Below are 23,533 nucleotides of genomic sequence, written 5' to 3'. Positions count from 1 at the left end.
AAATGAAGCACCGCCTGTATGAAAAATGGTGGGGCGGGATCAGGAGCGTGATGGTACAGATGCCTACAGGGACGGGGAAGACGTACTTGATGGCCGCCGTGGTCCGCGAGAATGCTGCGGACGGGGTGTTGGTCGTGACGCACCGTATAGAATTGGTAGAGCAGATTTCGGAAACCTTGTCTCGTTTCGGAGTACGCCACGGGGTGATTGCCGGTGGCCGGAAGGCGTTGTTGGCGGAGAACGTCCGGGTGGCGAGCATACAGACGTTGAGCCGATGTATAGATAGTCTTTCTTTTTGCCCTTCTGTTGTGGTTGTGGACGAGGCTCATCATGCCTTGGCGAAGACTTACCGCATATTGTGGGAAAAGTGGCCGGAGGCTCTTTTCTTGGGACTGACGGCTACGCCTTGCCGGTTGAGCGGCGAACCTTTCACGGACTTGTTCGAGGTATTGCTCCAAACGTGGAGTATGGAACGCTTTATCGACGAGGGGTGGTTGGCTGATTTTGAATATATAAGTGCCGACCCGAACAGTAAGGCGGTACGCCGGGTGGGGCTGTTGTCCAAGCGTGGTGCGGATGGCGATTACCAGTTGAAAGAGATGGCTACGGTGATGGATTGTCCTGAAAGCATCCGTCATCTGTATGACACTTACCGGACGTTTGCTTCAGGAAAGAAAGGCATAGTGTATGCCATAAACCGGGAACATGCGCGTCATATCTTGGAGTATTATCGGGATGGCGGGGTAAGTTGTTGCATGATTGACGCGAAGACTCCGCCGGAGGAACGCCGGAGTTTGGTGGAAGACTATCGGAACGGCCGTTTCACGTTGATGGTCAACGTCGACATATTCTCGGAAGGATGGGACGTGCCGGAGGTAGAGGTCATCCAACTTGCCCGACCCACGCTTTCATTGGCCAAATATTTGCAGCAGGTGGGGCTGGGGATGCGTGTATCCTGCAAGAAAAGCCACGTGATGGTATTGGACCAGGTGGGACTGTATTTGGCTTTCGGTATGCCTATACAAAGATGGGACTGGCAGCGGATGTTTGATGGAAGGGAGGTTGGCCGACCCACAACGGGCAATACTTTTCCTATATATATAGGAGAAGAGGCCATGGAAAAACAGTTGGTGAATCTGGAGATGGTCCGTATCAAACGGAAAGAGGAGAAGCGCGAGGGAATGGAAGTTTTTATGCAGGGCGGAAAATACGGCATAGCGTTGGATGGAAAAGAGGTGTGTGCCCCTCAGTTCGTGCGGGTAGAACGGATACCTGAACCTTATTTTGCCCTGTGTTTTTACCCATACGATGCCGTCTTCCGGGGGAAGGTGACGGTGGTGGACGGGAAGGGGCGTGATTTGAGGCCGGAACTTTATGGAAAGGTGGAATGCAAAGGGGACTTTTTTAAGGGGTGTGACTTTACGGGAAAGCAGGTTTATTGGGACGGCAAGACCCGGAGGCACTACGAAAGGATGCCGGAACTCGGACGTCTCGGGCGGTTTGAACTGGTCAAGCAAGATGCCGCGTACATGTTCCGCTTCAGGGAACGCGGGCTAGACTTCTCGTTCCGGAAGGAAGATGTGCGGGTCAGTGCCACCGGAAAGGTCTTTATTATTGGCAAGCATCTGATTGTGAATGATAAAAAAGAACAGTTCATATATGAATTTCTTGGATTCAGCAAAGGAATGATTCTGGTAAAGTTGCCCGGGCAAAATGTGTATCGCCTGATATTGGACTCGGGGAACCGTTATTGTGATTTTAAGCCTCCTTATCCGGGAACAGTAACACGGAACCCAGACCGGATGTATATCAGGTTCCATAATTGGTCCGGTTTTTGATTGGAATGAATACAAAAGTAGTATAAGGATAGTTTTAAATTTGAAATACCTACAAGTCGGTATAGGGGAATCCGTTATTTCTCCGTATCTTTGCAGCCGGTTAGCACATAAATAACTAAAACGGATAAATTATGGAACGTAACAACGAAAGCTGGGCCGGCTTCAAAGGCGAATTGTGGAAGAAGGAAATCAACGTGCGTGATTTCATTCAGAACAATTATACTCCTTACACGGGGGATGATTCTTTCCTGAAGCCGTCGTCGGAGAAGACCCGCAAAGTGTGGAACAAATTGACCGAGATGTTCAAGGTGGAGCGTGAGAAGGGTGTGTATGACACCGAAACAAAACTCCCCCAAAGCATCACGACTTACGGGCCGGGTTATATAGATAAGGATAATGAAGTGGTTGTGGGACTGCAGACGGATGCCCCGCTCAAGCGTGGTATTTTTCCGAAAGGCGGTATCCGCATGGTGGAAAACAGCCTGGAAGCTTACGGCTACCATCTCGACCCGATGACGAAAGAGATTTTCACGAAATACCGTAAGACGCACAACGAAGGAGTGTTTTCAGCTTATACCGATGAAATGTTGGCATGTCGCCGTTCGGCCATTATTACAGGTTTGCCGGATGCATACGGCCGTGGACGGATTATCGGTGACTACCGTCGTGTGGCCTTGTATGGTACGGCACGTTTGATTGAGGACAAGAAAAAATTCCAAAAACGCCTCGACATCCAGGAACTGAATGATGAAATCATCCGTAACCGTGAAGAGGTCACGGAACAGATTCATGCTTTACAGGATTTTGAGAAGATGTGTGCCGCATACGGATTCGATGTGACCCGTCCGGCCAAGGATGCCCGCGAAGCCGTGCAGTTTGTATATCTGGCTTATCTGGCCGCTGTGAAGGACCAGGACGGTGCGGCCATGTCCATAGGGCGTACTTCTACGTTCCTCGACATCTATATCGAGAAAGATATCCGCGAGGGGAAACTGACGGAAGAAGAAGCACAGGAGTTGGTAGACCAGATGATTATAAAGTTGCGTATCGTACGGTTCTTGCGTACGCCCGAATATAACGACTTGTTTTCCGGTGACCCGGTATGGGTGACGGAATCGTTGGGCGGCATGGGCATTGACGGCCGCACGTTGGTGACGAAGACTTGTTTCCGTTACCTGCATACGCTTTACAACCTCGGGCCGGCTCCGGAACCGAACCTTACGGTGCTGTGGGCGGACAAATTGCCGGAGAACTGGAAGAAGTTCTGTGCCAGAGTTTCTATCGACACGTCGGCCATCCAGTATGAGAACGACGACCTGATGCGGGTGGATTACGGTGACGACTATGGCATCGCATGCTGTGTGTCTCCGATGAAAATCGGCAAGCAGATGCAGTTCTTCGGAGCCCGTGCCAATCTGGCCAAGTGCTTGCTGTATGCCATCAACGGCGGGCGCGACGAGCGTAGCGGTGTGCAGGTGGCTCCCAAATTCGAACCGATTACGAGCGAATATCTCGACTATGACGAGGTGATGGAGAAATACGAGCAGATGATGCGTTGGTTGGCCAAGGTGTACGTGAATGCCTTGAAGATTATCCACTATATGCACGACAAGTATGACTATGAGGCATACGAAATGGCTCTGCACGATGGCGACGTACAGCGTATCCGTGCTACCGGTATTGCCGGTTTGTCCATCGTGGCCGACTCTTTGGCTGCCATCCGCGACTGCAAGGTGAAGGTGGTTCGCGACGAGCGCGGCTTGGCTGTGGACTTCGAGCGTGAAGGCGAGTATGTGCCTTATGGCAACAATGACGACCGCACGGATGCCATCGCAGTGGAAATCACGGAGAAATTCATGGATTACCTCCGTCAGCACGAGACTTACCGCAATGCGGTTGCCACGCAGTCCATCCTGACGATTACCAGCAATGTGGTGTATGGAAAGAAAACCGGTACGACTCCCGACGGCCGCCAGGGCGGTACTCCGTTTGCACCGGGGGCCAACCCGATGAACGGGCGTGACGTGAAAGGAGCCGTTGCGGCGTTGGCTTCGGTGGCCAAGCTTCCGTTCCATCATGCACACGACGGTATCTCTTACACTTTTGCCATATCTCCGGCTACGTTGGGCAAGGAGCGCGACATTCAGGTAAATAATCTGGTCGGCCTGTTGGATGGTTATTTCACTCCGGACGGCGGCCAACATCTCAATGTCAATGTGTTCGACAAGGAATTGTTGATGGATGCCATGGAACATCCCGAGAAGTATCCGCAGTTGACCATCCGCGTGTCCGGCTATGCCGTGAACTTTGTGAAGCTGACGCGTGAACAACAGTTGGATGTCATTTCGCGTACCATCAACCACTCTTTATAATATAAAAGGAAATGGAAAAACCATTGGTGGGTAAAATACATTCATTGGAGAGTTTCGGGACCGTCGACGGTCCCGGAATTCGTTTTGTGACCTTCCTGCAAGGTTGTCCGCTTCGTTGCCTGTATTGCCATAATCCGGACACTTGGGATGCCGGTCGTCCGGCCCGTTATCAAATGGCTCCGGAGGAATTGCTTGCCGAAGTGCTCAAGGTACGCAGTTTCATAGCCCGTGGAGGGGTGACGTTGACTGGGGGCGAACCCTTGTTGCAGGCTGATTTCTGCCGCGAGTTTTTTCGTCTTTGCCGCGAGGAAGGCCTTCATACGGCATTAGATACTTCAGGGGCCGTGTTCAATGAACGCGTATGTGCAGTGTTGGATTATACGAACCTGGTGCTTCTCGACATTAAGGCGCTTCGCCCCGAACTTTGCAGGAAAGTCAGCGGAAGTGACGGACGGAATGCCCGGGCTTTGCTTGATGAATTGGAAAAGAGAGGTACGGAGGTTTGGATTCGCCATGTGGTCGTACCCGGCCTGACGGACGATGACACGCTGTTGGATGAACTGGTAGAGTTTGTACGACATTACAAGGTTGTGCGCAAAATAGAATGGTTGCCTTATCATACGATGGGGGTGTTCAAATACGAGGAACTCGGGTTGGACTACCCGTTGGCCGACGTGCCTCCTCTTGCTCGGGAGAGGGTAGAAGCCATTAAGGCACGCTATAAAGGCATCTTCCCTGACTGATGCCGGTATGCCATATTGTATGAAACCTTTACTTCTTGAGGGCTTCCGTAAGATGTTGTAAATCATATAGGTAATGGCGGGGGATCATTCTGCGCCAAAACGGAAATCAATCACAGCCAAATGAAAAATCGTTTGGCTGTGATTGATTTTTTATTCTGCGCCAAATGATTTCAGGGCTTCTGTATGCTTGCTCCTTGTCGTGCTTTTTTTCTTGTGGGGCAGGCTTGGGGTGTTGTCCTAAAAGGAGGAATTATTCTTCTAATCCATCCGAAATGGACTTTTTGTGTGTTTCGTATTGCTTCTTTTTCTATCTTTGATATTCAAAAGTGTTTTTTATGAGCAGAATATACAATTCCGTCGTGGGTGTACTTTGCGGGGTGGGAATATTGTCTTCTTGCGAAATCATCGAATATCATCCCTACGATACGCGTATAGAAGGAGAGACCGGGCTGACGGAGAAGAACATCCGTTTGATTGAAGACAAGATGCGGGGAAGGCGTGAGTTCCGTTTTGCCATGATCAGCGATACCCAACGCCGGTATGACGAAACGAAAGAAGTCGTGAATATCATCAATAACCGTGGCGACATTGATTTTGTGTTGCATGGCGGCGACATGGCAGACTTCGGGGAGACGAAAGAGTTCTTATGGGCACGTGATTTCTTGAACAAGTTACGGGTGCCGTATGTTTGCCTGTTGGGGAATCATGATTGCCTGGGGACGGGGTTTGATGTGTACCAGAAAGTTTTCGGGAGTGACAATTTTGCTTTTACGGTTGGCAATGTGCGTTTTGTTTGTTTGAATACCAACGCGCTCGAATATGATTACAGCCATCCGGTTCCCGATTTCAATTTTATGGAGGACGAATTGAGGAATATGCCGGTGGGCGTAGAGAAAACCATTGTGGCCATGCACGTGCCGCCCGGCGACGGGGAGTTCAACAACAATGTGGGGCGCGCCTTTGAGCATTACATTGCCAGTTTCCCCCATGTGCAGTTTTGTCTGTTCGGCCACATCCACCGTTGGGCAGAAGAGGAGTTTTTTGATGACGGAGTCGTATATTACGGATGTACGACAGTCGGGAAGCGAGGGTATTACGTCATTACCATAAAAGAAGAAGGATATGAAATTGAACGTTGCGATTTTTAGTATATGGTTTTCAGTGGGCATGCCTTCTTTTGTAATGGGGCAGGGCGCGACGGAGAGGGCAGACTCTGTCCCGACACGCTATGAGAAAATGATGGCACGCCGTATGGAGGGGTGGAAACGTTTGATTCCCGACCATTACAAGATACAGTTTGCGGGAAGCATCGGTGCAGCCTCAATCGGTACGGGTTGGACATACGGGAAGAAGCAGCAATGGGAGACAGATGTCATGTTGGGCTTTCTGCCTAAATTTGAAAGTGAACATCATAAGGCCGTTTTCACTCTGAAACAATCGTATCTGCCCTGGCGGTTACGTGTGAAAGGAAGTGCGTGGGTGATTCAGCCCTTGTCATGCAGTTTGTTCTTGTCCTCCGTGTTAAGCGATAAGTTCTGGACGCACGAGCCGGACCGTTATCCTAAAGGATATTACGGTTTCTCAACTCGTATCCGTGCCAATCTGTCCTTGGGCCAACGTATCGTGTATGACATACCGGATGTTTCCAATTGGAGGGTACAAGATATATCCTTGTATTATGAATTAGGGGCGTGTGATACCGATTTCTGTACTTTCTTTGGTGACCGTAGCATCAAGTTTAAAGAAATTTTAAGTCTGGCTGTCGGTATAAAACTGCATATTTAACTTCTCCTGTTTGCAGGCGTACTTAAAAGTCAGTATCTTGCGTCTTGTTAGAATCCCTTTTTTCAGGTATTGTAAGAATGGTGTAAAGTGATGAACTTTGCCATAGAAAAAGATGTTTAATTTAAAAACAAAAGTGAATATGAAAATCAAATCAATCAAAGGGCGTGAGATATTGGACTCCCGTGGTAATCCGACGGTAGAAGTAGAGGTGGAATTGGAATGCGGCGTGGTGGGCCGCTCATCGGTGCCTTCGGGAGCTTCTACGGGCGAACACGAAGCCTTGGAACTACGTGACGGAGATGAAAAACGTTACGGAGGTAAAGGCGTGTTGAAGGCTGTGGAAAATGTGAATAAGGTAATTGCTCCGGCCTTGGTGGGCTATAGTGCTTTGGAACAGCGTGCCATCGACCACAAGATGTTGGCACTCGACGGCACGAAGACAAAGTCTAATTTAGGTGCCAATGCCATTCTCGGGGTATCGTTGGCTGTGGCTAAGGCTGCTGCGGAATATTTGGACATTCCTTTATATCGTTATATTGGCGGCGTGAACACATACGTGATGCCTGTGCCGATGATGAATATCATCAACGGAGGTTCGCATAGCGATGCGCCGATAGCTTTTCAGGAATTCATGATTCGTCCGGTGGGTGCTCCTTCTTTCCGTGAGGGGCTGCGGATGGGGGCCGAAGTGTTCCATGCCTTGAAGAAAGTGCTTCACGGCCGTGGCTTGAGCACGGCTGTAGGAGATGAAGGCGGTTTTGCTCCTTCATTGGACGGCACTGAGGATGCTCTCGAATCCATAATCGCTGCCATTAAGGCTGCCGGTTACGTGCCGGGTAAGGATGTGATGATTGGTATGGACTGCGCTTCCTCCGAATTCTATAAAGATGGAGTGTACGATTATACCATTTTTGAAGGTGGGAAAGGTAAGAAGCGTACTTCAGACGAGCAGATTGCCTACCTGGAAGAATTAATCACGAAGTATCCGATTGATTCCATTGAAGACGGTATGAGCGAGAATGACTGGGACGGTTGGAAGAAGTTGACGGAACGTATCGGCGGACGTTGCCAGTTGGTGGGCGATGACTTGTTTGTGACCAACGTGGACTTCTTGTCCAAGGGGATTGCCATGGGATGTGCCAATTCCATTTTGATCAAGGTGAACCAAATCGGTTCGCTCAGCGAAACTTTGGATGCCATCGAGATGGCTCATCGCCATGGTTATACAACGGTTACTTCCCACCGTTCGGGAGAGACAGAGGATGCTACGATTGCCGATATTGCCGTGGCCACGAACAGCGGCCAAATCAAGACCGGTTCTTTGAGCCGTTCCGACCGTATGGCCAAATATAACCAGTTGCTCCGTATCGAGGAAGAGCTAGGGGATTTGGCTATGTATGGTTATAAGCGCATCAAGTGAGACTTTACGTATTGTGATTGAATGAAAAAAGAGTTGCTTCGGGAGATATTTTACTGAATGCAACTCTTTTTTTGCAAGAAAAACAGGAAGGCATGGCTTTTCATATCTTTGTTTTTCCTAACTTTGTTTGCACCTTAAAAATTAAAGGCCATGCCACGGATAAAGGAAGGATTCAAGGGAGAACGGATAGTCGTCTTGCCGGGTTTTTTGATAGAAGAGTTGAAGCGCGACCCTTTGGGCCGCGAGCTTTATATCACGGATATCGGTTATTATCCGCATGCAGGTTTTCATTATTGTGAGCGGAAAGAGGAGGATTCCAATGAGTTTGTGCTGATTTATTGTGTAGAGGGGGAGGGATGGTTCGAACTGGACGGTAAGCGTTATGACGTTGGGGCTAACCAGTTTTTCATTTTGCCCAAATATAAGGCACATGCTTATGGCAGTAAAGCCGAGAATCCTTGGACGATTTACTGGATTCATTTCGATGGCGCAAAAGCCGCCTTTTTCAGCGTAGGGTTCAGTAAGCCGCATGATATTTCACCGGCAGAACATTCCCGTATCAAAGAACGTCTGCTGCTGTTTGAAGAAATTTATGCTTCGGTCAGTTCTGGGTATAACAAGAACTACATGCTGTATGCCACGACGAGCCTTTTCCACTTTTTGGGTTCCATGAAGTTTCTGGGAGAATACCGTGAGTGCCGTTTTGCGGGTGTGCAGGAAAAACGAGACGTGGTGCAGCGTGCCATTCATTTCATGCAGGAAAACCTGAATAAGAAAATCCGTCTGACGGACATTGCCCGCGAAGTGAAACTTTCCCCGTCTTACTTCTCCAATGTCTTTGAGGACAAGACCGGTTCTCCCCCTTTGCGTTATTTGGGATACCTCCGTATTCAGGAAGCCTGTCATTATCTGGATTTCACGGATTTGAAAATCAGTCAGATCAGTCCGTTGGTCGGTTATGAGGATTCGCTTTATTTTTCCCGGCAGTTCACGAAATACATGGGCATGTCGCCGTCGGAATATAAATCAAAAAAGAAAGGATAAGGTTTTAAATAATTATATAATTGAGGAACGAGACATGAATACGAAATCTCTATTATCTTTAGCAGCAGGCATTTTCCTGCTTTGCAGTTGCCATACGGAGCCTGCTTCCCGTGAAGGAGAAACGGGGGCGGCAGACAGTGTGGTGGTGAAAAATGAAGTCGTGAATACGATTCTGCTGCGTCGCAGCATCCGGAGATACAAGCCTCAACCGGTGGAGAAGGACAAGTGGGCGCAGATTGTGGAATGTGGGCTGTATGCTCCCAACGGGAAGGGACTTCAATCGTGGGAAGTACGTGTTGTGGACAATCCCCGTTTGTTGGCTTCGATAGATTCGGCTTACAGCCATTTTATGGGGAAAGGACAGGGGGAAACCACTCTTCGGGCTGCATACGGTGCACCTGTGTTGGTATTTATCGCATACGATACGACTTATGATTTGTCGCAGGTAGATTGCGGGCTGTTGGGTGGAAACATGATGATTGCGGCTCAATCGTTAGGGATTGGTTCATGTTGCTTGGGTGGTATTTGCCGTTTCCTGAATGAACCGGAAGGTCGTGAATTGCTTGATGAATTGGATTTTCCCGAAACGCATAAATTACTTTATGCCATAGCTTTCGGTTATCCGGACGAAGAACCTTCTCCCAAACCTCGTGATATGAATAGGGTCCGGACGGTTGAATGATGCGGTTTTTGTTGATTGGGGATTAAAGAATGAGAAGTATGAGACGTTTCTATATATTGGGGGTAGCCATGGGAATGAGTGCATTTTTGAGCAGCCTTTTCGGTTGCCATGTTTCGGACGGGGATTTCCGTTCGCTTTCCGTAGCGGAATTCAAAGAATGCATTGCCGATACGGCGGTCGTGCGTTTAGATGTACGTACGGACGAAGAATATGCGGAGGGGCATATTGCCGGGGCGATGAACATAGACGTGTTACAACCGGATTTCGAACAGAAGAGCAAGGCCGTTTTACCGAAGAACAAGACCATAGCCTTGTATTGCCGGAGTGGGAAACGCAGCAAGAAAGCTGCACGGATTCTGAGTGAGCTTCATTATAAGGTAGTGGAACTTGACGGTGGATACATGGAATGGAAGCAGGCCGGACTGTGACGGGGCAAGTCTTGAAATGGATGAGTCCGGGGCTGCTCCAGTGGAAAGGAGAAACTATTCTGGGTAAAAAATGACTGTAATTTCGCGATAGGCTTGCATATAATGGCTCTTTTCATTATCTTTGCATCCGATTTCAAGGAAATCACGCGGAAATAGCTCAGTCGATAGAGCACTAGCCTTCCAAGCTGGGGGTCGCGGGTTTGAGTCCCGTTTTCCGCTCCATGTAAGACTTGCTGTTTTTCAGCAGGTCTTTTTTGTTGTATCCGTGAGGTAAAGGGCATTTGTTCGGATAGCCCTGTTATAATGTTTAATGTAACATGGCTGTGCAAAGTCTTGATATGTGCCATAAAATATCGTTAATACTTTATCTTTAATCCATAATATGATTGTTGGAGTTGTGTGAATATAGTATATTTGTGTGGAGTACAAGTAATGAAAGATAAAAGTATGCTCTTTTGATATGGATGATAAATCAAAATGGGATGAAGGGGTTTCATGGCTTTGTGAGATGTGTTTTGAGTTTATGGGACTGATTGGAATAATAAAAATAGTATGATATGATAGAGCAGGTTATAATAAAGAATTATAAGTCGATAAGGGATTTGTCTTTACCCTTAAACCGATTGAATGTGCTCATTGGGTCAAACGGTGTGGGTAAAAGTAATTTTATCTCATTTTTTGAATTGACGAAAGCCATATATGAGCAACGGTTCGGAAGTTATACTTTGTCAAAAGGTGGTATTGACAGCTTGTTGTATCGTGGGAGGAAGGTATCTCCTTCCGTCCATGGATTGTTGGATTTCGACAATAATAATGCTTTCTTTTTTGAAATAAAACCCGCGCAATCCAATAAGGGATTTATAGAAAAAACGGGGGATTATTTCAATAATTTCCATACAGAAGGTAAGGATTATACGGAATGGAATAAGACGCTATGGGATTCCGCTGTTGAAGAATCTTCTTTAATCCAAAATCTCAAATGGAGGGCCGGTTATTTAAAGAAATATTTGAGTAGTTTTACGGTATATCATTTTCATGATACCAGTGCAAGTTCTCCTATGCGTGGAGATTGTAATATCAATGATAACGAATACCTTCGTGACAATGGTTCTAATTTGGCGGCATTTCTCTATTCTATGATGCAGAATGATGAAACTAATTTTCGGTTGATAGAAGGGGTGGTAAGTTCCATTGCGCCTTATTTTAAGTGTTTCAAGTTACGTCCGGATGTGAATGATAAGGAAAGAATACGTCTGGAATGGGAAGAAAAGGAGACTGATATGTATCTTAACGGATACAGTTTTTCGGATGGAACTTTACGTTTTATTGCTTTGGCCACTTTACTGTTGCAATCAAAAACCCCCGAGATTATTGTGATTGATGAGCCCGAGCTTGGTTTGCATCCTGCTGCTATAAATAAGTTTGCCGAACTTGTTAAACGTGCATCCAATAAGAGTCAGATTATTTTATCCACACAATCTACAAATTTAGTGAATTGTTTTGATGTGAAAGATATTATAGTTGTGGATAGGGTTGAAAGCCAATCTGTTTTTAGGCATTTGTCAGAAGAGGATTTGGCGACATGGATGGATGAATACGATTTGTCTATTAGTGATTTGTGGGAGAAGAATATGATAGGAGGACAGCTATGAGACGTGTATATATTGTTGTGGAAGGACAAACTGAGCAGGAGTTTGTCAATACTGTTATCTCTCCTTATTTACAGGGATTTGGTGTATTTAGCATTACTCCTGTTTTAATCCGGACCAGTAGGAACGGGAGAGGTGGAATGGTGAATTACCAACATTTATGGAATACCGTAAAATTGCTTCTGAAATCTTCAAGAAAGGATTTTGTTGTGACTACATTTATTGATTTTTTCAGGATACCTAACACCATGCCAAGGTATGAAGAATGTATGGCGAAAGCCAGTAAAATAGAGCGTGTCGAAGCACTGGAAAGCGCTATGAATGAAAATATCGGAGATAGACGTTTCTTTTCTTATATCCAGTTACATGAATTTGAGGCCCTTTTGTTTTCTAATAATAATGGCTTTGCATACTATTTTCCAGAAGAATGTGCTAAAAGAACAGGTAATATTGTTTCCTCGTATGAAAATCCAGAGGATATAAATTCATCTCCAGAGGGAGCACCTTCTAAAAGATTGTTGGCCTTGAAATCCGATTACAATAAAGTGTTGGAGGGAAACTTAATAGCATTGGAGGTGGGGATAATGAGTATGCTTGAAAAATGTCCGAGATTCAATAGGTGGATAACCCAAATCATTGACACCTGTAAAATATAGGTTGAATGAGGTTCGGGGCATATTGTATGAAGGCAGAAAGTCGGTTGTTTATATCTGATGATTTTATAGTATTTGGAAAAAGCCAACACGCATTTTGGGGCGTGTTGGTGATGTAAAGTCTTATTCCGTATCGAACCGGAACACCGTAGTTTGCCGGTATTCCTCCCCGGGGCGCAACAGGCAGGAGGGGAAATCGGGATGCGATGGCGTGTCGGGATAGTATTGCGTTTCGAGGCAGACGGCGGTATCGGGGTAGACGTAATAACCGGCTGTGTAGAGCAGTACGGAGGGCAGGTCGGTTTTTACCGTCAGGCTGCGGCCCGTGGTGGGGTTGGACAACCGGGCGGCCTCCACCATGTCGGGAGACTTTTCTGTTTTCAGTATGTAACAGTGGTTGTAGCCTTTGTTCCATTTCAGTTGCTCGTGGTCGTCATATAAGTCCTGTCCGATGGGCTTGGCTGAAGTAAAATCGAAAGGCGTGCCGTCCACATTTACCCGTTTTCCCGTAGGGATGAACTGTGGGGTGGTGTCCAACATCGTATGTGACGGGATGTGTAATATGTGCCCCGTGATTCGCTCTTTTTTGCCGCCCAAATTGAAGTAGGCATGGTTCGTCAGATTCAGAAAGGTTGCCTTGTCTGTCGTTCCATAGTAACGAATGGACAGTTCGTTATCATCGGTCCAACGGTATTCCACTGTTACGTGAACATTGCCAGGGTAACCTCCCTCTCCGTCAAGAGAAAGCCGCTTGAAGCGTACACCGTCGTCCAAAATTTCCCAGTCCCACAGCATGCGGTCGAATCCGGAGAAGCCGCCATGGTTTGTGTTCTGCCCGTCGTTTTTTTCCAGTTCGTAGGTTTGCCCATCGATGCAGAGGCGTGCGCCTCCGATGCGGTTGGCAAAGCGGCCCACGATGGCACCCATGTAGAACTCGTCCGACAGCGGGTCGGCCGGACTGACGAGTACATTCGCCATCTCTCCATTCCTGTCCGGCACGATGGCAGAAAGCCAACGGGCACCCCAGTTGGTCAGTTCAACCACGGCTCCGGTTGAGTTCGTCAACCGGAAGCCGTAGACCGGGGTGCCCGTCGGCATATTACAGATTACTTGTGTGTTTATTCGCATAATTCACGATGGATTTGTGCGCCTTGGTGGTTGATGTCCAAAGCGCGTGCCTTGTCCAAGTACTCGATGGCGTGTATCTGGTCTTCCAATCCCAAATAACCCAATCCCATGACGTAGTTGCAGTGGATGGCGTTGCGTTTGTCCAGATTGTCCTCCCAGATGGCCAGGTCGGGCAACGATACGGCAAAGTAGTCTATGCGGCAATGGTCGAACAAGTGTTTCTCACCATGCTTGATGAGCTTGTTGAAGCGTCCGCGTGCCTTGCCTTCCTCGCCCAATGCGCGCCAAGCCAGTCCCTGATAGAAAATCTTGTCCGGTTGCGCATCGTTGTAGAAGAACGCCTGTTGCGGTTCGGCAGAGCCTTGGGTGGCCTTGTGCAACCAAAGCTTGGCGTTTTCTTCGTCTCCCAGTCCGCGGTAAGCCAGTCCTTTGTAATACCAGATGTCGTTCTCTTCGGCATTGATGAGCTTGCCCTCACCCAAGTTATACGGGTATTGGTCTGTGGCCTGCAACAAAGCCAAAGCGTCGGCGTAGCGGTGTTCGCGCAGGGCGATTTTGGCCAGTTCCACATGGCAGATGGTGTATTGTCCCGTGATTTTTCCTTCACCGCCTTCCCACGGATGGAATTTGCGAGCGGCAATCAGTGCCTTGGCCTCTTCATAGCGTCCTAATTGGTTGTAGAGCGTGATGCGCTCGATGGACAGGTCGTCGCGGCTTTCCGTTTCGGCCGGATGGGCTTCGAGGAATGCGAGACGTTCCGCTTGCGGACATCCGAGCCGTTTGTAGAGTTGGTCCAATTCCATCAGGATGCGGGCATCGCTTTCGTCGAGGCGGTAAGCCTTCTCCAGTGTTTCCACCGCCTTCTGCGGGTCGTTGCGTTTGTTGTAGTAAGCCAGCGAGAGGTTGCGCCATACGGTAGGGAACGCCGGGTCGATAGCGGCCGATGCTTCCCAGCATGCGATGGCGTTGTCGTATTGCCGTGCGGCATACCAGAAGTTGCCGAGGGCGTAGGCCGCTTTGGCGCAGGCTTCGTGGTTCTCTTTCATCGCGTCCTGCAACACCAATACTTCTTCGATGCGGTTGGGGAAGCAGTAAGAATGGTCGTCCTGTTCGGCTTTCTTGTAACATTCTAACGCCTTGCCCGTGTCGCCTTTACGCGAGTGGCAGTAACCCAACGCGTAATGTACCATCGGGTAAACAGAGCTTTGTGTGGCGGCGTAACCCTCCAACAGGTTGATGGCCTCGTCGTAAAGTCCGGCCTGTGCGAAGTCGAGTGCGTATTCGATGTAGACGTGGGCTGCGCCGCGCATCAGTTGCTGCATTTCCTTCAGTACGTTGTCGTCGTCCGTGAGAAGATATTGCTCGAAGCGGCATCCCATGTTGAAGCGGTCTATCTTGAGCGATTCCGCTATCAGGTCGAGGGCTTCTTCCTTACGTCCCAAGTGGCGCAGGATGGAAGCTTTCAGTTGGCGTGCCTTGTGGTGGTGCCAGTTGCGCACGAGCGAGCGGTCTATCAGGTCGAGAGCTTTCTCGAAGTTGCCCCTGCGGCAGTCGATGGCAGCCAAGTTGTAATAGGCGGCATCCTGCCAAGCGGCATTCCAAGCCGATTTGAAGAAAGCGTCGTACGCCTCGTCCGTTTTGTCCTGCATCAGACAGCTCCAACCCAGATTGTAATACGGTTCACCGTCGTAAGGGTTCGGATTGCGTTCCGTCAGGGTTTCGACGGCTTTACGGAAATAGCCTTCGGCCTTGGCGAATTGTCCCTTGCGCATCAGGAGCAACCCCATGGCGTTGTTGCAACGCACGTCGCCCGGTTCGCGGCGCAGTGCTTCTTCATAGTAGTCCATCGGGTTGTAAGTCGCGTGGCGGTATTGCTCCAAATGGAGTCCCGTGAGGTAGAGCTGTTCGATGGACGCGATGTCCTTCGGGTCTTTGGCAGCCTTGGCCGGATCCGGTACGGGCTTGATTTCCGGTTTGTCAGCCTGATAGCTTACCAAAATGCGGCCCTCGTGGTTGCGGATTTCAACCAATATGTCTTCGTCTTTCAAGCCCTCGGCTGCAAATTCTGCTTGGAACGGTTCTGCCGGAGAGATGGAGATGACTTTGTCGAAAAGGGTGGCACCGCCCACGTTGTCCTTGACGAACACATGCACGTCCTTGTTCACTCCGGTGGTGTACAGGATGACTTTGCCTTTTCCCTCCTTGACTTCCATGTTCAGCAATGCGTCCTTGGTGGCGTTCTTCACGTAGCCCACTTCGGCGTAGGGCATGAAGTACTGTTTCCACGACTTTTCCTCGTAGGGCTGCAACCAAGTGAAGTCCGGCTGGTTGTCGGTGTACATGCCCGTCATCAGTTCGATGTACGGGCCGTCCTCGTCCGTCAGGTTGCGGTCCCAAGCGCGTCCGAAGTCACCGTTGCCCCATGTCCATTGTTTCTTTCCCGGTGACACGTGATGGTCGGCCACGTGGAGCAGTCCGCCTTTCACGTCCTCTTCATATCCGCCCACGAAGTCGAATTTCGACTGGATGGCCATGTAAGATGTCGGCACGGGGATATTCTTGTATTTCGAGATGTCCACACCGGCGGAATAGTCTTGTTTATAGTAAGTGCCCGTGGCGATGGGGAACGACGACACGTCGCGCTTGCCATGGTCGAACACGGCATTCACGTCGGGCGGGAACACCGAGTGGTAGTGGTCGTTGACCACCACGGCCGGGTTGGCCCACCACAGGAACGTCTGCGGGAAAGACGTACGGTTGTAAATCTTCACGTTGATTTCGATGTATGACTTGCCCGGATAGAGCGTAAAGCCCTGCATGCCTTTGGTGCGGAACATGCGTTCCACTTCGTTGCACCATACTGTCTTGCTGCCGTCGGCATGCTCCTCGATGGAGAAGTCTGTGGGCAGGAACGTGGACGGGCGGTGGTGTTGCGGCCAGTTGAACTCGATACCGCCCGAAATCCACGGGCCGGTCAACCCGACGAGCGCGGGCTTCACCACTTGGTTGTAGTACACGAAGTGGCGTTGCTTTACCTTGTCGTAGGCCATGTGGATACGTCCGCCCAGTTCCGGGAGTATCATCACCTTGATATATTCGTTCTCGATGAAGAGCGCATGGTAAAGCTTGTCTTTCTTTTCATCTGAGATTTTTTCTACTACCGGATAGGGATATACCGAACCGCTGCTGCCTTGGTATACACGTTTTTCCAAGAAAATCGGGTTCTTTTCTTCCTTGCCGATTTCGTAGGTGGGGAGCAGGATGTCCTCTTCCCATGCACGCACCTCGGAGGTGTTCACCGTGCTTTGAATCAAATAGGATGTGATTTTTTCCATGATGTATGAAGTTATTGGATAAGTTCGTGTTCGATTTCTTCCAGGCTCTTGCCTTTCGTCTCAGGCAGGCGGCGCCATACGAAGATGCCTCCTGCGAGGCAGATGATGCCATAGAGCCAGAATGTCCCGGCTGCGCCCAGTCCCGTGTTCAGTACAGGGAACGTGTAAGTCAGTATGAAGCAGGCTGCCCACAAGGCAAATGTGCAAACAGACATGGCCACACCCCGTATGCGGTTGGGGAATATTTCGGAGATGATGACCCACATGGTCGTAGCCAGTGTCATGGCGTAGCAGGCGATGGCGGCCACCACGATGACAAGCAGCAGTACGCCGCTGATGTGGAACCAGTAGGCTGCGCCCATGAAAGTGTAGATCAACGTCAGGCCGAACGCGCCGAAGAGTGTCAGTGCCTTGCGTCCCCAACGGTCTACCACGCACATGGCCAGAATGGTGAAAATCACGTTGGTTACTCCCGTCACCACGATGTTCATCAACACGTCGGACACGCCGTAACCGGCAGCCATGAAGATTTCCTGGGCATAGTTGAAGATGACGTTGATGCCACACCATTGCTGCAACACGGCCATTACCACTCCGATGAGCAGGATTTTGCGCATCGAGGGATGGAGCAACTGCCGGAATCCGCCCTCCACGGTCTTTTCGCGCGAGGCGGCTTCGATGGCGGCCAGTTCTTCACGGGCATGTGCCGCGCCGCCTATCTTCGTGAAGATTCTGAATGCTTTCTCCTTATATCCCGACGAAGCTAACCAACGCGGGCTTTCGGGCAACACGAAACTGAAGAAGAAGAACAGCGCGGCGGGTACGGTCATGGCCCAGAACATCCACCGCCATCCCGTTTGCCCGTTCCAAGATAGGCGGATCATCTCGGCTGTGGCATGGTCGGCCACCGGTTCGGCAATCTGCCAGTTGACGATTTGTGCGCTGAGGATACCCAGTACCACCGTCAACTGGTTGATGGACACGAAACGTCCGCGCAAGTGGGCCGGGGCGATTTCCGCTATATACATAGGAGAAAGGCTCGAGGCGATGCCGATGGCGAATCCGCCGATGAGGCGGAACACGTTGAACCATCCGAAGGAATTCGCTGCACCGGTCCCTATGGCTGTACAGATAAACAGCCCTGCGGCCACGATCAGAATCGGTTTACGTCCTAATCGGTCGCTCAACTTTCCTGCGCTCAACGCACCGATGAGGCAGCCTATCAACGCGCTGCTCATGGCCCAACCCTGCATCGTGGGGCTGTTTGCAATCTGGAAATATTGTTCATAAAAAGGTTTCGCGCCACCGATGACGACCCAGTCGTAACCGAAGAGGAATCCGCCCATGGCAGAAATCAGCGCAATCAAAAACAGGTAAAGGTTCGTTTTCGTCTTCATGTGAATGAGTTGATTTAAGTTTGTTTATTTCCGGATGCAAAGTAACATGCTTTTTACGGTTTGGGAAATGGATAGAATCACTTATGATATGGACGATTTTGCGGTGGGGCGTTTGGGGGTGGACAGGAGGCGGTGCGGAATGCCGGAGGTGTGGTGGCTTATTTTGACAAACAGGGGGCGGTGGATTGTTGAGCGGAGTTCGTGAAATCGTTTGGCGCAGAACGAAAAATCAATCTCATGAGAGTGGAAAATCGTTTGGCGCAGAATAAAAAATCAATCTCCTGATGATTTTTAAAGAATCGGAAGTAGTTGAATGATAGAGTGTTGTTGATGGACTGCCCGTTTTACGGCCTGCAATAAAAAATATTGACTATGAAGCAAAATTACATGTTTTTGACGAGAATTTCGGACATGGGCAAGTTTTTCTTTTCGTACTTTTGTACACAGAGTTATACTATTTAAATATCATACGGAATATCATGGAAATAAAGATGAATTTGAAGCAGGCCGGAGTGCTGACCATAGCGGTCGTGTGGTCTTTGGGCGTGCAGGCTCGTGGCGGGAAACGCTTGTCGGAGTATGTAAATCCGTTTATTGGAGCCACGACGAACACGCAAATGGCCAAGGCCGAACATGGGTTGGGAAAGACCTTTCCTGGTGTGGCTACGCCGTGGGGCATGACGCAGGTCAGCCCCAATACCATTACCGGAGGCGACAACGGTTCGGGGTACAGTTATGAACATACGACCATCGAAGGCTTTGCCTTGACCCAGATGAGCGGTGTCGGATGGTATGGCGATTTGGGGAATTATCTGGTGATGCCCACCACAGGACCTTTGCATACGTATCGCGGCGAGGCGGAACGTCCGGAAGAGGGCTACCGTTCGCGTTACGACAAGGAGAGCGAGACGGCACGTGCAGGATATTACGCTGTCCGCCTGACCGATTATGACATCCGGGCGGAGCTGACGGCCACGCCTCACGGCGGGGTCATGCGTTTCACTTATCCGGAAAACGAATGTTCGCGCATTCAAATCGACTTGGCCCGCCGTGTGGGCGGTACGTCTGTCCGGCAGTACGTGGAGCGTGTGGACGACTACACCATTCGCGGATGGATGCGTTGCACGCCCGACGGAGGCGGTTGGGGCAACGGGGGAGGGAAGGCCGATTATACGGTCTACTTTTACACCCGTTTCAGCAAGCCGTTGGAACGTTACGGCGTATGGTCGGCCGAATTTCCCGAAGGCATGGGGCGCAAGTTGGAAAACGTGACTTCGCCGGAATTTGCCGAGGCGGTGCGTCGGGCGAAGGTGACGGAACGTCCCGACCGCATGGAGGGAGACCACCTGGGATTTTATACGGAGTTCCCCACGCGTGAAGGCGAACAGGTGCTGATGCGCACGGCCATTTCCTTTGTCAGTCTGGAAGGGGCGGAGGCGAACTTCGAAGCCGAATTGAAGGGTGAGGACTTCGAGCGGTATTGTGAAAAGGCGGCTGCGCTGTGGGACGAGGCTTTGTCGAAAATCAAAATCTTCGGGGGGACGGAGGATGAGCGCACGATTTTTTATACTTCGCTGTACCACACGATGATAGACCCGCGTGACTATCGCGACGTGACGGGTGAATACGTAGGAGGAGACCGGAAGGTGTACAAGACCGACGCATTCAAGAAGCGTACGGTATTCAGCGGTTGGGATGTGTTCCGCAGCCAGTTCCCCCTGCAAAACCTTATCAATCCGGAGGTGGTGAACGACATGATCAACTCGTTTGTCACTCTGGCCGAGGAAAACGGTACGGGCGTGTACGAACGTTGGGAGTTCCTGAACGCTTACAGCGGCTGCATGTTGGGTAATCCGGCCATAGCCGTCATCGTCGATGCCTATATGAAAGGCATACGCGGATACGACGTGGAGAAAGCTTACCGCTTTGCCCGTCAGACAGCCGACCGCATCGGCCATCATCCGGAACTGGGATACTCGCCCGGCGGCAGCGGCATATCGGAAACGTTGGAATACGGATACTTCGACTGGTGTGTAGGCGAATGGGCCGAGGCTCTGGGCAAGACGGAGGATGCCGGCATCTATCACCGGCGTGGGCAGGCATACCGTAAAATCTTCGATAAGGAAAAGGGATGGTTCCGCGTGCGCAACGCTGACGGCTCGTGGGCGGACTGGCCGGAAAAGGGACGCTTGCAGGAGTGGTACGGTTGCATGGAGTGCAATCCCTATCAACAGGGTTGGTTCGTGCCGCACGACGTGCCCGGCATGGTGGAAATCATGGGCGGTCGCGACAAAGTGCTAGCCGATTTGGAATCCTTTTTTGAAAACACGCCGCGCGAATTTTATTGGAATCCCTATTACAACCATGCCAATGAACCTGTGCACCACGTGCCTTTCCTCTTCAACCGCTTGGGGGCGCCGTGGCTCACGCAGTACTGGACGCGTGTGATTTGTGCGGACGCTTACAAGAACAGTCTGGCCGGACTGTGCGGCAATGAGGATGTGGGGCAGATGTCGGCTTGGTATATCCTGGCTTCTGCGGGGTTCCATCCGCTTTGTCCGGGCGAGCCGCGTTATGAATTGACAGCCCCTGTGTTCGACCGTGTGGAGATCGTGCTCGACCGCCGTTACGCCAAAGGCCGTAAGTTTGTAGTCACTACGGAGGGGAATGCGCCCGATGCCTGTTACATCCAGTCCGCCACGCTGAACGGCAAGCCTTACAACCGTTGTTACATCGACCACGAGGATATCGTCCGTGGCGGTGAGTTGCACTTCGTGTTGGGGAGCACGCCGAACAAGCAGTGGGGTGTGGAATGAGCGGCCGTACGGCAAGTCATATAGGAATGGAGGGAATCGCAAAATTGTCCATGTGATAAGTGATTCTCTCCATTCCGGCTTTTAGTGAAACAGGCTTACTTTGCAGACGAATAATCATTCTTAAATCTATATAGCGATATGGCTCAAAAAATCATGTTATCTTTGGCGGTATTCTTCTGTTGGACGTTTGCCCTGAGAGCGGAAGAGTACAAATTGTCTTCGCCCGACAAGAAACTGGAGGTGAAGCTCCGTGTGGATGGGTGTACGGAATTTGAAGTGTGGTACGATAAGGTGAAGTTGGTGGAACCTTCGGTGGTAGGGATGAACCTGTCCGACGGGCGTAACGTGGGAGGCGACCCCGTGACCTCTGTGAAGAAAGACCGTGTGAACCGCAAGATAGATGTCGTGGCGGGGAAAAACAAGACCCTGGAAGAGGCGTACAATGAAATCGTGCTGTCTTACGGCACGGACTACGACCTGGTCGTGAGAGCCTACAACGAAGGGTGGGCTTACCGTTTCGTGACGCACTGGGACAAGGAAATCATTATCAACAGCGAAGATGCCGTGTTCAATTTCGCTTTTACCCCTACGGTGTATTTCCCGGAGTGCGACAGCAATACCGCACCCGAGCGTGAACAGTCGGGCAAGGTGCACCAGATTCATCAGGGCTACCGTAATTTCGAGCGGCTTTACAAGGTGTACCGTTCGCCGGGTGAGATTCCGGCCGGCCGTTTTTCCGTTTCTCCGGTGCTCTTCGAGTATCCCGGCAAGCCCTACAAGGTGGTGGTGACGGAATCGGACACTTACGATTATCCCGGCTTGTATATGGAAGCCGCCGGGCAGAATGCCATGCGCGGAAAGTGGGCGTCCTACCCTAAAGAAGTGATGGACGGCGACCCGTCGAACCCTTACCGTTGGTATTCCAACCATCTGGTGATTTCACGTGAGGATTACATTGCAAGGACGGGAGGAAACCGTACGTTTCCGTGGCGCGTCATAATCGTGTCCGACGACGACAAGACGTTGTTGAACAATGAGTTGGTCTACATGTTGGCCGAACCTTGCAAGATTGAGGATACCTCGTGGATACAACCCGGAAAGAGTGCTTGGGAATGGTGGCACAAAGCCGTGGTGGAAGGCGTGGACTTCCCGGTGGGGAACAAACATCTTTCGTTGCAACTTTATAAATACTATGTAGACTGGGCTTCGGAGAACGGTATAGAGTACATGACGCTCGATGCCGGATGGAAAATGGAGTACATCAAGGAATTGTGCGACTATGCCCGGGGGAAGAACGTGAAGATATTGGTTTGGACTTGGGCCAGTTGCCCGTTGGAGAATCCGAATGATTGGATCAAGCAGATGCACGAGTGCGGGGTGGCGGGTGCCAAGATTGATTTCTTCGAACGCAACGACCAGATTGCCATGCGTTGGGGCCGCGAATTTGCCGAACGGTTGGCGCAGTACCGGATGGTGGCCATCTTCCACGGTTGTCCCGTACCGGTGGGATTGAACCGTACTTACCCCAACGTGATGAATTATGAGGCCGTGAGAGGGGCTGAATGCAATTTCTGGGAAAAGACCATCACGCCCGAATACCATACACGTTTCCCCTTCATCCGTTCATTGGTCGGACCGGAAGATTACACGCCGGGCGGCATGCGCAACGTGACGCCCGAAGAGTTCCAACCGCGTGACCGGGACAGCATCCCTCCGATGAATATGGGGACGCGTTCGCATGTCTTGTCCATGTATGTCATATTCGACCATTGGATCGGTTACCTGTGCGACGCGCCTTCGGAATATAACAAATATCCCGACATCTTGGATTACCTGTCGAAAGTTCCTTCGGTGTGGGACAAGACCCTTCCGCTCGATGCCCGTTTGGGCGAGTACATCGTGATGGCCAAACAAACCGGTAAGGATTGGTACGTGGGCGGCATGACGAACTGGACACCGCGTAGCGTGACGGTGGATTTCGGTTTCCTGAAACGCGGGAAGACCTACCGCGCCGTGGTTTTCAAGGATAAACCGGAGTCGGGCGACCATCCGACAACGTATGCCTGCGAGACGATGAATGTGGACCGGAATACGAAACTGACGTTGGATATGGCTCGCGGAGGCGGCTTTGCGATTCGTCTGACGGAAGAATGAAAGTAAGGTTTTATACGAAAGGCCGCAGAAGGATATTTCCTTCTGCGGCCTTTCGCATGGCGGGGGCCGGGTCCTCAGGGACCCCCCTG

The 23,533-nt window shown here is 50.4% G+C and carries 17 protein-coding genes and 1 tRNA gene; 15 read left to right on the top strand and 3 right to left on the bottom strand.

Translation table 11 applies throughout. The features are described from left to right. The first annotated feature begins 2 nt into the window (after positions 1-2). The 12 genes from AC5RDV_RS13135 (at position 3) to AC5RDV_RS13080 (ending at position 12,617) form a co-directional block, all read left to right on the top strand. Entirely contained in the window at positions 3-1,838 is a 1,836-nt protein-coding gene (locus AC5RDV_RS13135; protein ID WP_282748502.1) for a DEAD/DEAH box helicase, read from the top strand. Positions 1,839-1,969: 131 nt separating this feature from the next. Further along, complete coding sequence (pflB, locus tag AC5RDV_RS13130; RefSeq protein WP_282748503.1) at positions 1,970-4,210, top strand: formate C-acetyltransferase; 2,241 nt, start codon at positions 1,970-1,972, stop codon at positions 4,208-4,210. 11 nt (positions 4,211-4,221) lie between these two features. Next, the gene (gene pflA, locus AC5RDV_RS13125) at positions 4,222-4,953 is read left to right on the top strand and encodes a pyruvate formate-lyase-activating protein (RefSeq protein WP_008625012.1); all 732 of its coding nucleotides are present in this window, start codon (positions 4,222-4,224) and stop codon (positions 4,951-4,953) included. A gap of 335 nt (positions 4,954-5,288) precedes the next feature. Next, a complete protein-coding gene (locus tag AC5RDV_RS13120; RefSeq protein WP_008625009.1) occupies positions 5,289-6,101 on the top strand; it encodes a metallophosphoesterase family protein in 813 nt (270 codons plus the stop codon). Beyond that, on the top strand, positions 6,076-6,738 hold the full coding sequence (locus tag AC5RDV_RS13115; protein WP_008625007.1) for a hypothetical protein: 663 nt from the start codon (positions 6,076-6,078) through the stop codon (positions 6,736-6,738). Before AC5RDV_RS13120 ends, AC5RDV_RS13115 begins: the two co-directional genes overlap by 26 nt. A gap of 139 nt (positions 6,739-6,877) precedes the next feature. Next, positions 6,878-8,158: a phosphopyruvate hydratase gene (gene eno / locus AC5RDV_RS13110; RefSeq protein ID WP_276788916.1), complete on the top strand. Its 1,281-nt coding sequence runs from the start codon at positions 6,878-6,880 to the stop codon at positions 8,156-8,158. Positions 8,159-8,308: 150 nt separating this feature from the next. Further along, positions 8,309-9,202, top strand: a complete 894-nt coding sequence (locus AC5RDV_RS13105; RefSeq protein ID WP_008625000.1) for an AraC family transcriptional regulator — start codon at positions 8,309-8,311, stop codon at positions 9,200-9,202. 34 nt (positions 9,203-9,236) lie between these two features. Beyond that, positions 9,237-9,884 (top strand): nitroreductase family protein, encoded by a 648-nt coding sequence (locus AC5RDV_RS13100; RefSeq protein ID WP_282748504.1) that lies wholly within the window; start codon positions 9,237-9,239, stop codon positions 9,882-9,884. A 38-nt stretch (positions 9,885-9,922) separates the two neighbouring features. Further along, positions 9,923-10,312: a rhodanese-like domain-containing protein gene (locus AC5RDV_RS13095; protein WP_008624996.1), complete on the top strand. Its 390-nt coding sequence runs from the start codon at positions 9,923-9,925 to the stop codon at positions 10,310-10,312. 146 nt (positions 10,313-10,458) lie between these two features. Next, positions 10,459-10,534 (top strand) — tRNA-Gly (locus AC5RDV_RS13090). A 335-nt stretch (positions 10,535-10,869) separates the two neighbouring features. After that, a complete protein-coding gene (locus AC5RDV_RS13085; RefSeq protein WP_276788908.1) occupies positions 10,870-11,964 on the top strand; it encodes an AAA family ATPase in 1,095 nt (364 codons plus the stop codon). Further along, on the top strand, positions 11,961-12,617 hold the full coding sequence (locus AC5RDV_RS13080; RefSeq protein WP_008624992.1) for a DUF4276 family protein: 657 nt from the start codon (positions 11,961-11,963) through the stop codon (positions 12,615-12,617). The genes AC5RDV_RS13085 and AC5RDV_RS13080 overlap by 4 nt, the downstream gene beginning before the upstream one ends. Before the next feature lie 120 nt (positions 12,618-12,737). Here the strand turns inward: AC5RDV_RS13080 and AC5RDV_RS13075 are convergent, their stop codons facing one another. From AC5RDV_RS13075 to AC5RDV_RS13065, 3 genes are read right to left on the bottom strand one after another with little or no spacing between them, the layout of a single operon-like run. After that, positions 12,738-13,742 (bottom strand): aldose epimerase family protein, encoded by a 1,005-nt coding sequence (locus tag AC5RDV_RS13075; RefSeq protein WP_008624991.1) that lies wholly within the window; start codon positions 13,740-13,742, stop codon positions 12,738-12,740. Further along, positions 13,733-17,077, bottom strand: a complete 3,345-nt coding sequence (locus AC5RDV_RS13070) for a DUF5107 domain-containing protein (RefSeq protein ID WP_282748506.1) — start codon at positions 17,075-17,077, stop codon at positions 13,733-13,735. The genes AC5RDV_RS13075 and AC5RDV_RS13070 overlap by 10 nt, the downstream gene beginning before the upstream one ends. Before the next feature lie 11 nt (positions 17,078-17,088). Continuing rightward, positions 17,089-18,474, bottom strand: a complete 1,386-nt coding sequence (locus AC5RDV_RS13065; RefSeq protein ID WP_282748507.1) for a sugar porter family MFS transporter — start codon at positions 18,472-18,474, stop codon at positions 17,089-17,091. A 67-nt stretch (positions 18,475-18,541) separates the two neighbouring features. Between AC5RDV_RS13065 and AC5RDV_RS13060 the strand changes: the two genes are divergently transcribed. The 3 genes from AC5RDV_RS13060 to AC5RDV_RS13050 all read left to right on the top strand — a co-directional run bounded on the left by AC5RDV_RS13060 (position 18,542) and on the right by AC5RDV_RS13050 (position 23,444). Beyond that, complete coding sequence (locus tag AC5RDV_RS13060; RefSeq protein ID WP_172604734.1) at positions 18,542-18,679, top strand: hypothetical protein; 138 nt, start codon at positions 18,542-18,544, stop codon at positions 18,677-18,679. 286 nt (positions 18,680-18,965) lie between these two features. Next, positions 18,966-21,290, top strand: a complete 2,325-nt coding sequence (locus tag AC5RDV_RS13055; RefSeq protein ID WP_282748508.1) for a GH92 family glycosyl hydrolase — start codon at positions 18,966-18,968, stop codon at positions 21,288-21,290. Between the two features lie 138 nt (positions 21,291-21,428). Continuing rightward, the gene (locus tag AC5RDV_RS13050; RefSeq protein ID WP_282748509.1) at positions 21,429-23,444 is read left to right on the top strand and encodes a glycoside hydrolase family 97 protein; all 2,016 of its coding nucleotides are present in this window, start codon (positions 21,429-21,431) and stop codon (positions 23,442-23,444) included. The last annotated feature ends 89 nt before the right edge of the window (positions 23,445-23,533 follow it).

Source organism: Paraprevotella sp. (genome assembly GCF_986071375.1).
Note: the sequence above shows the minus strand (reverse complement) of the source record. Positions and strands in the feature narration are given on the sequence as shown.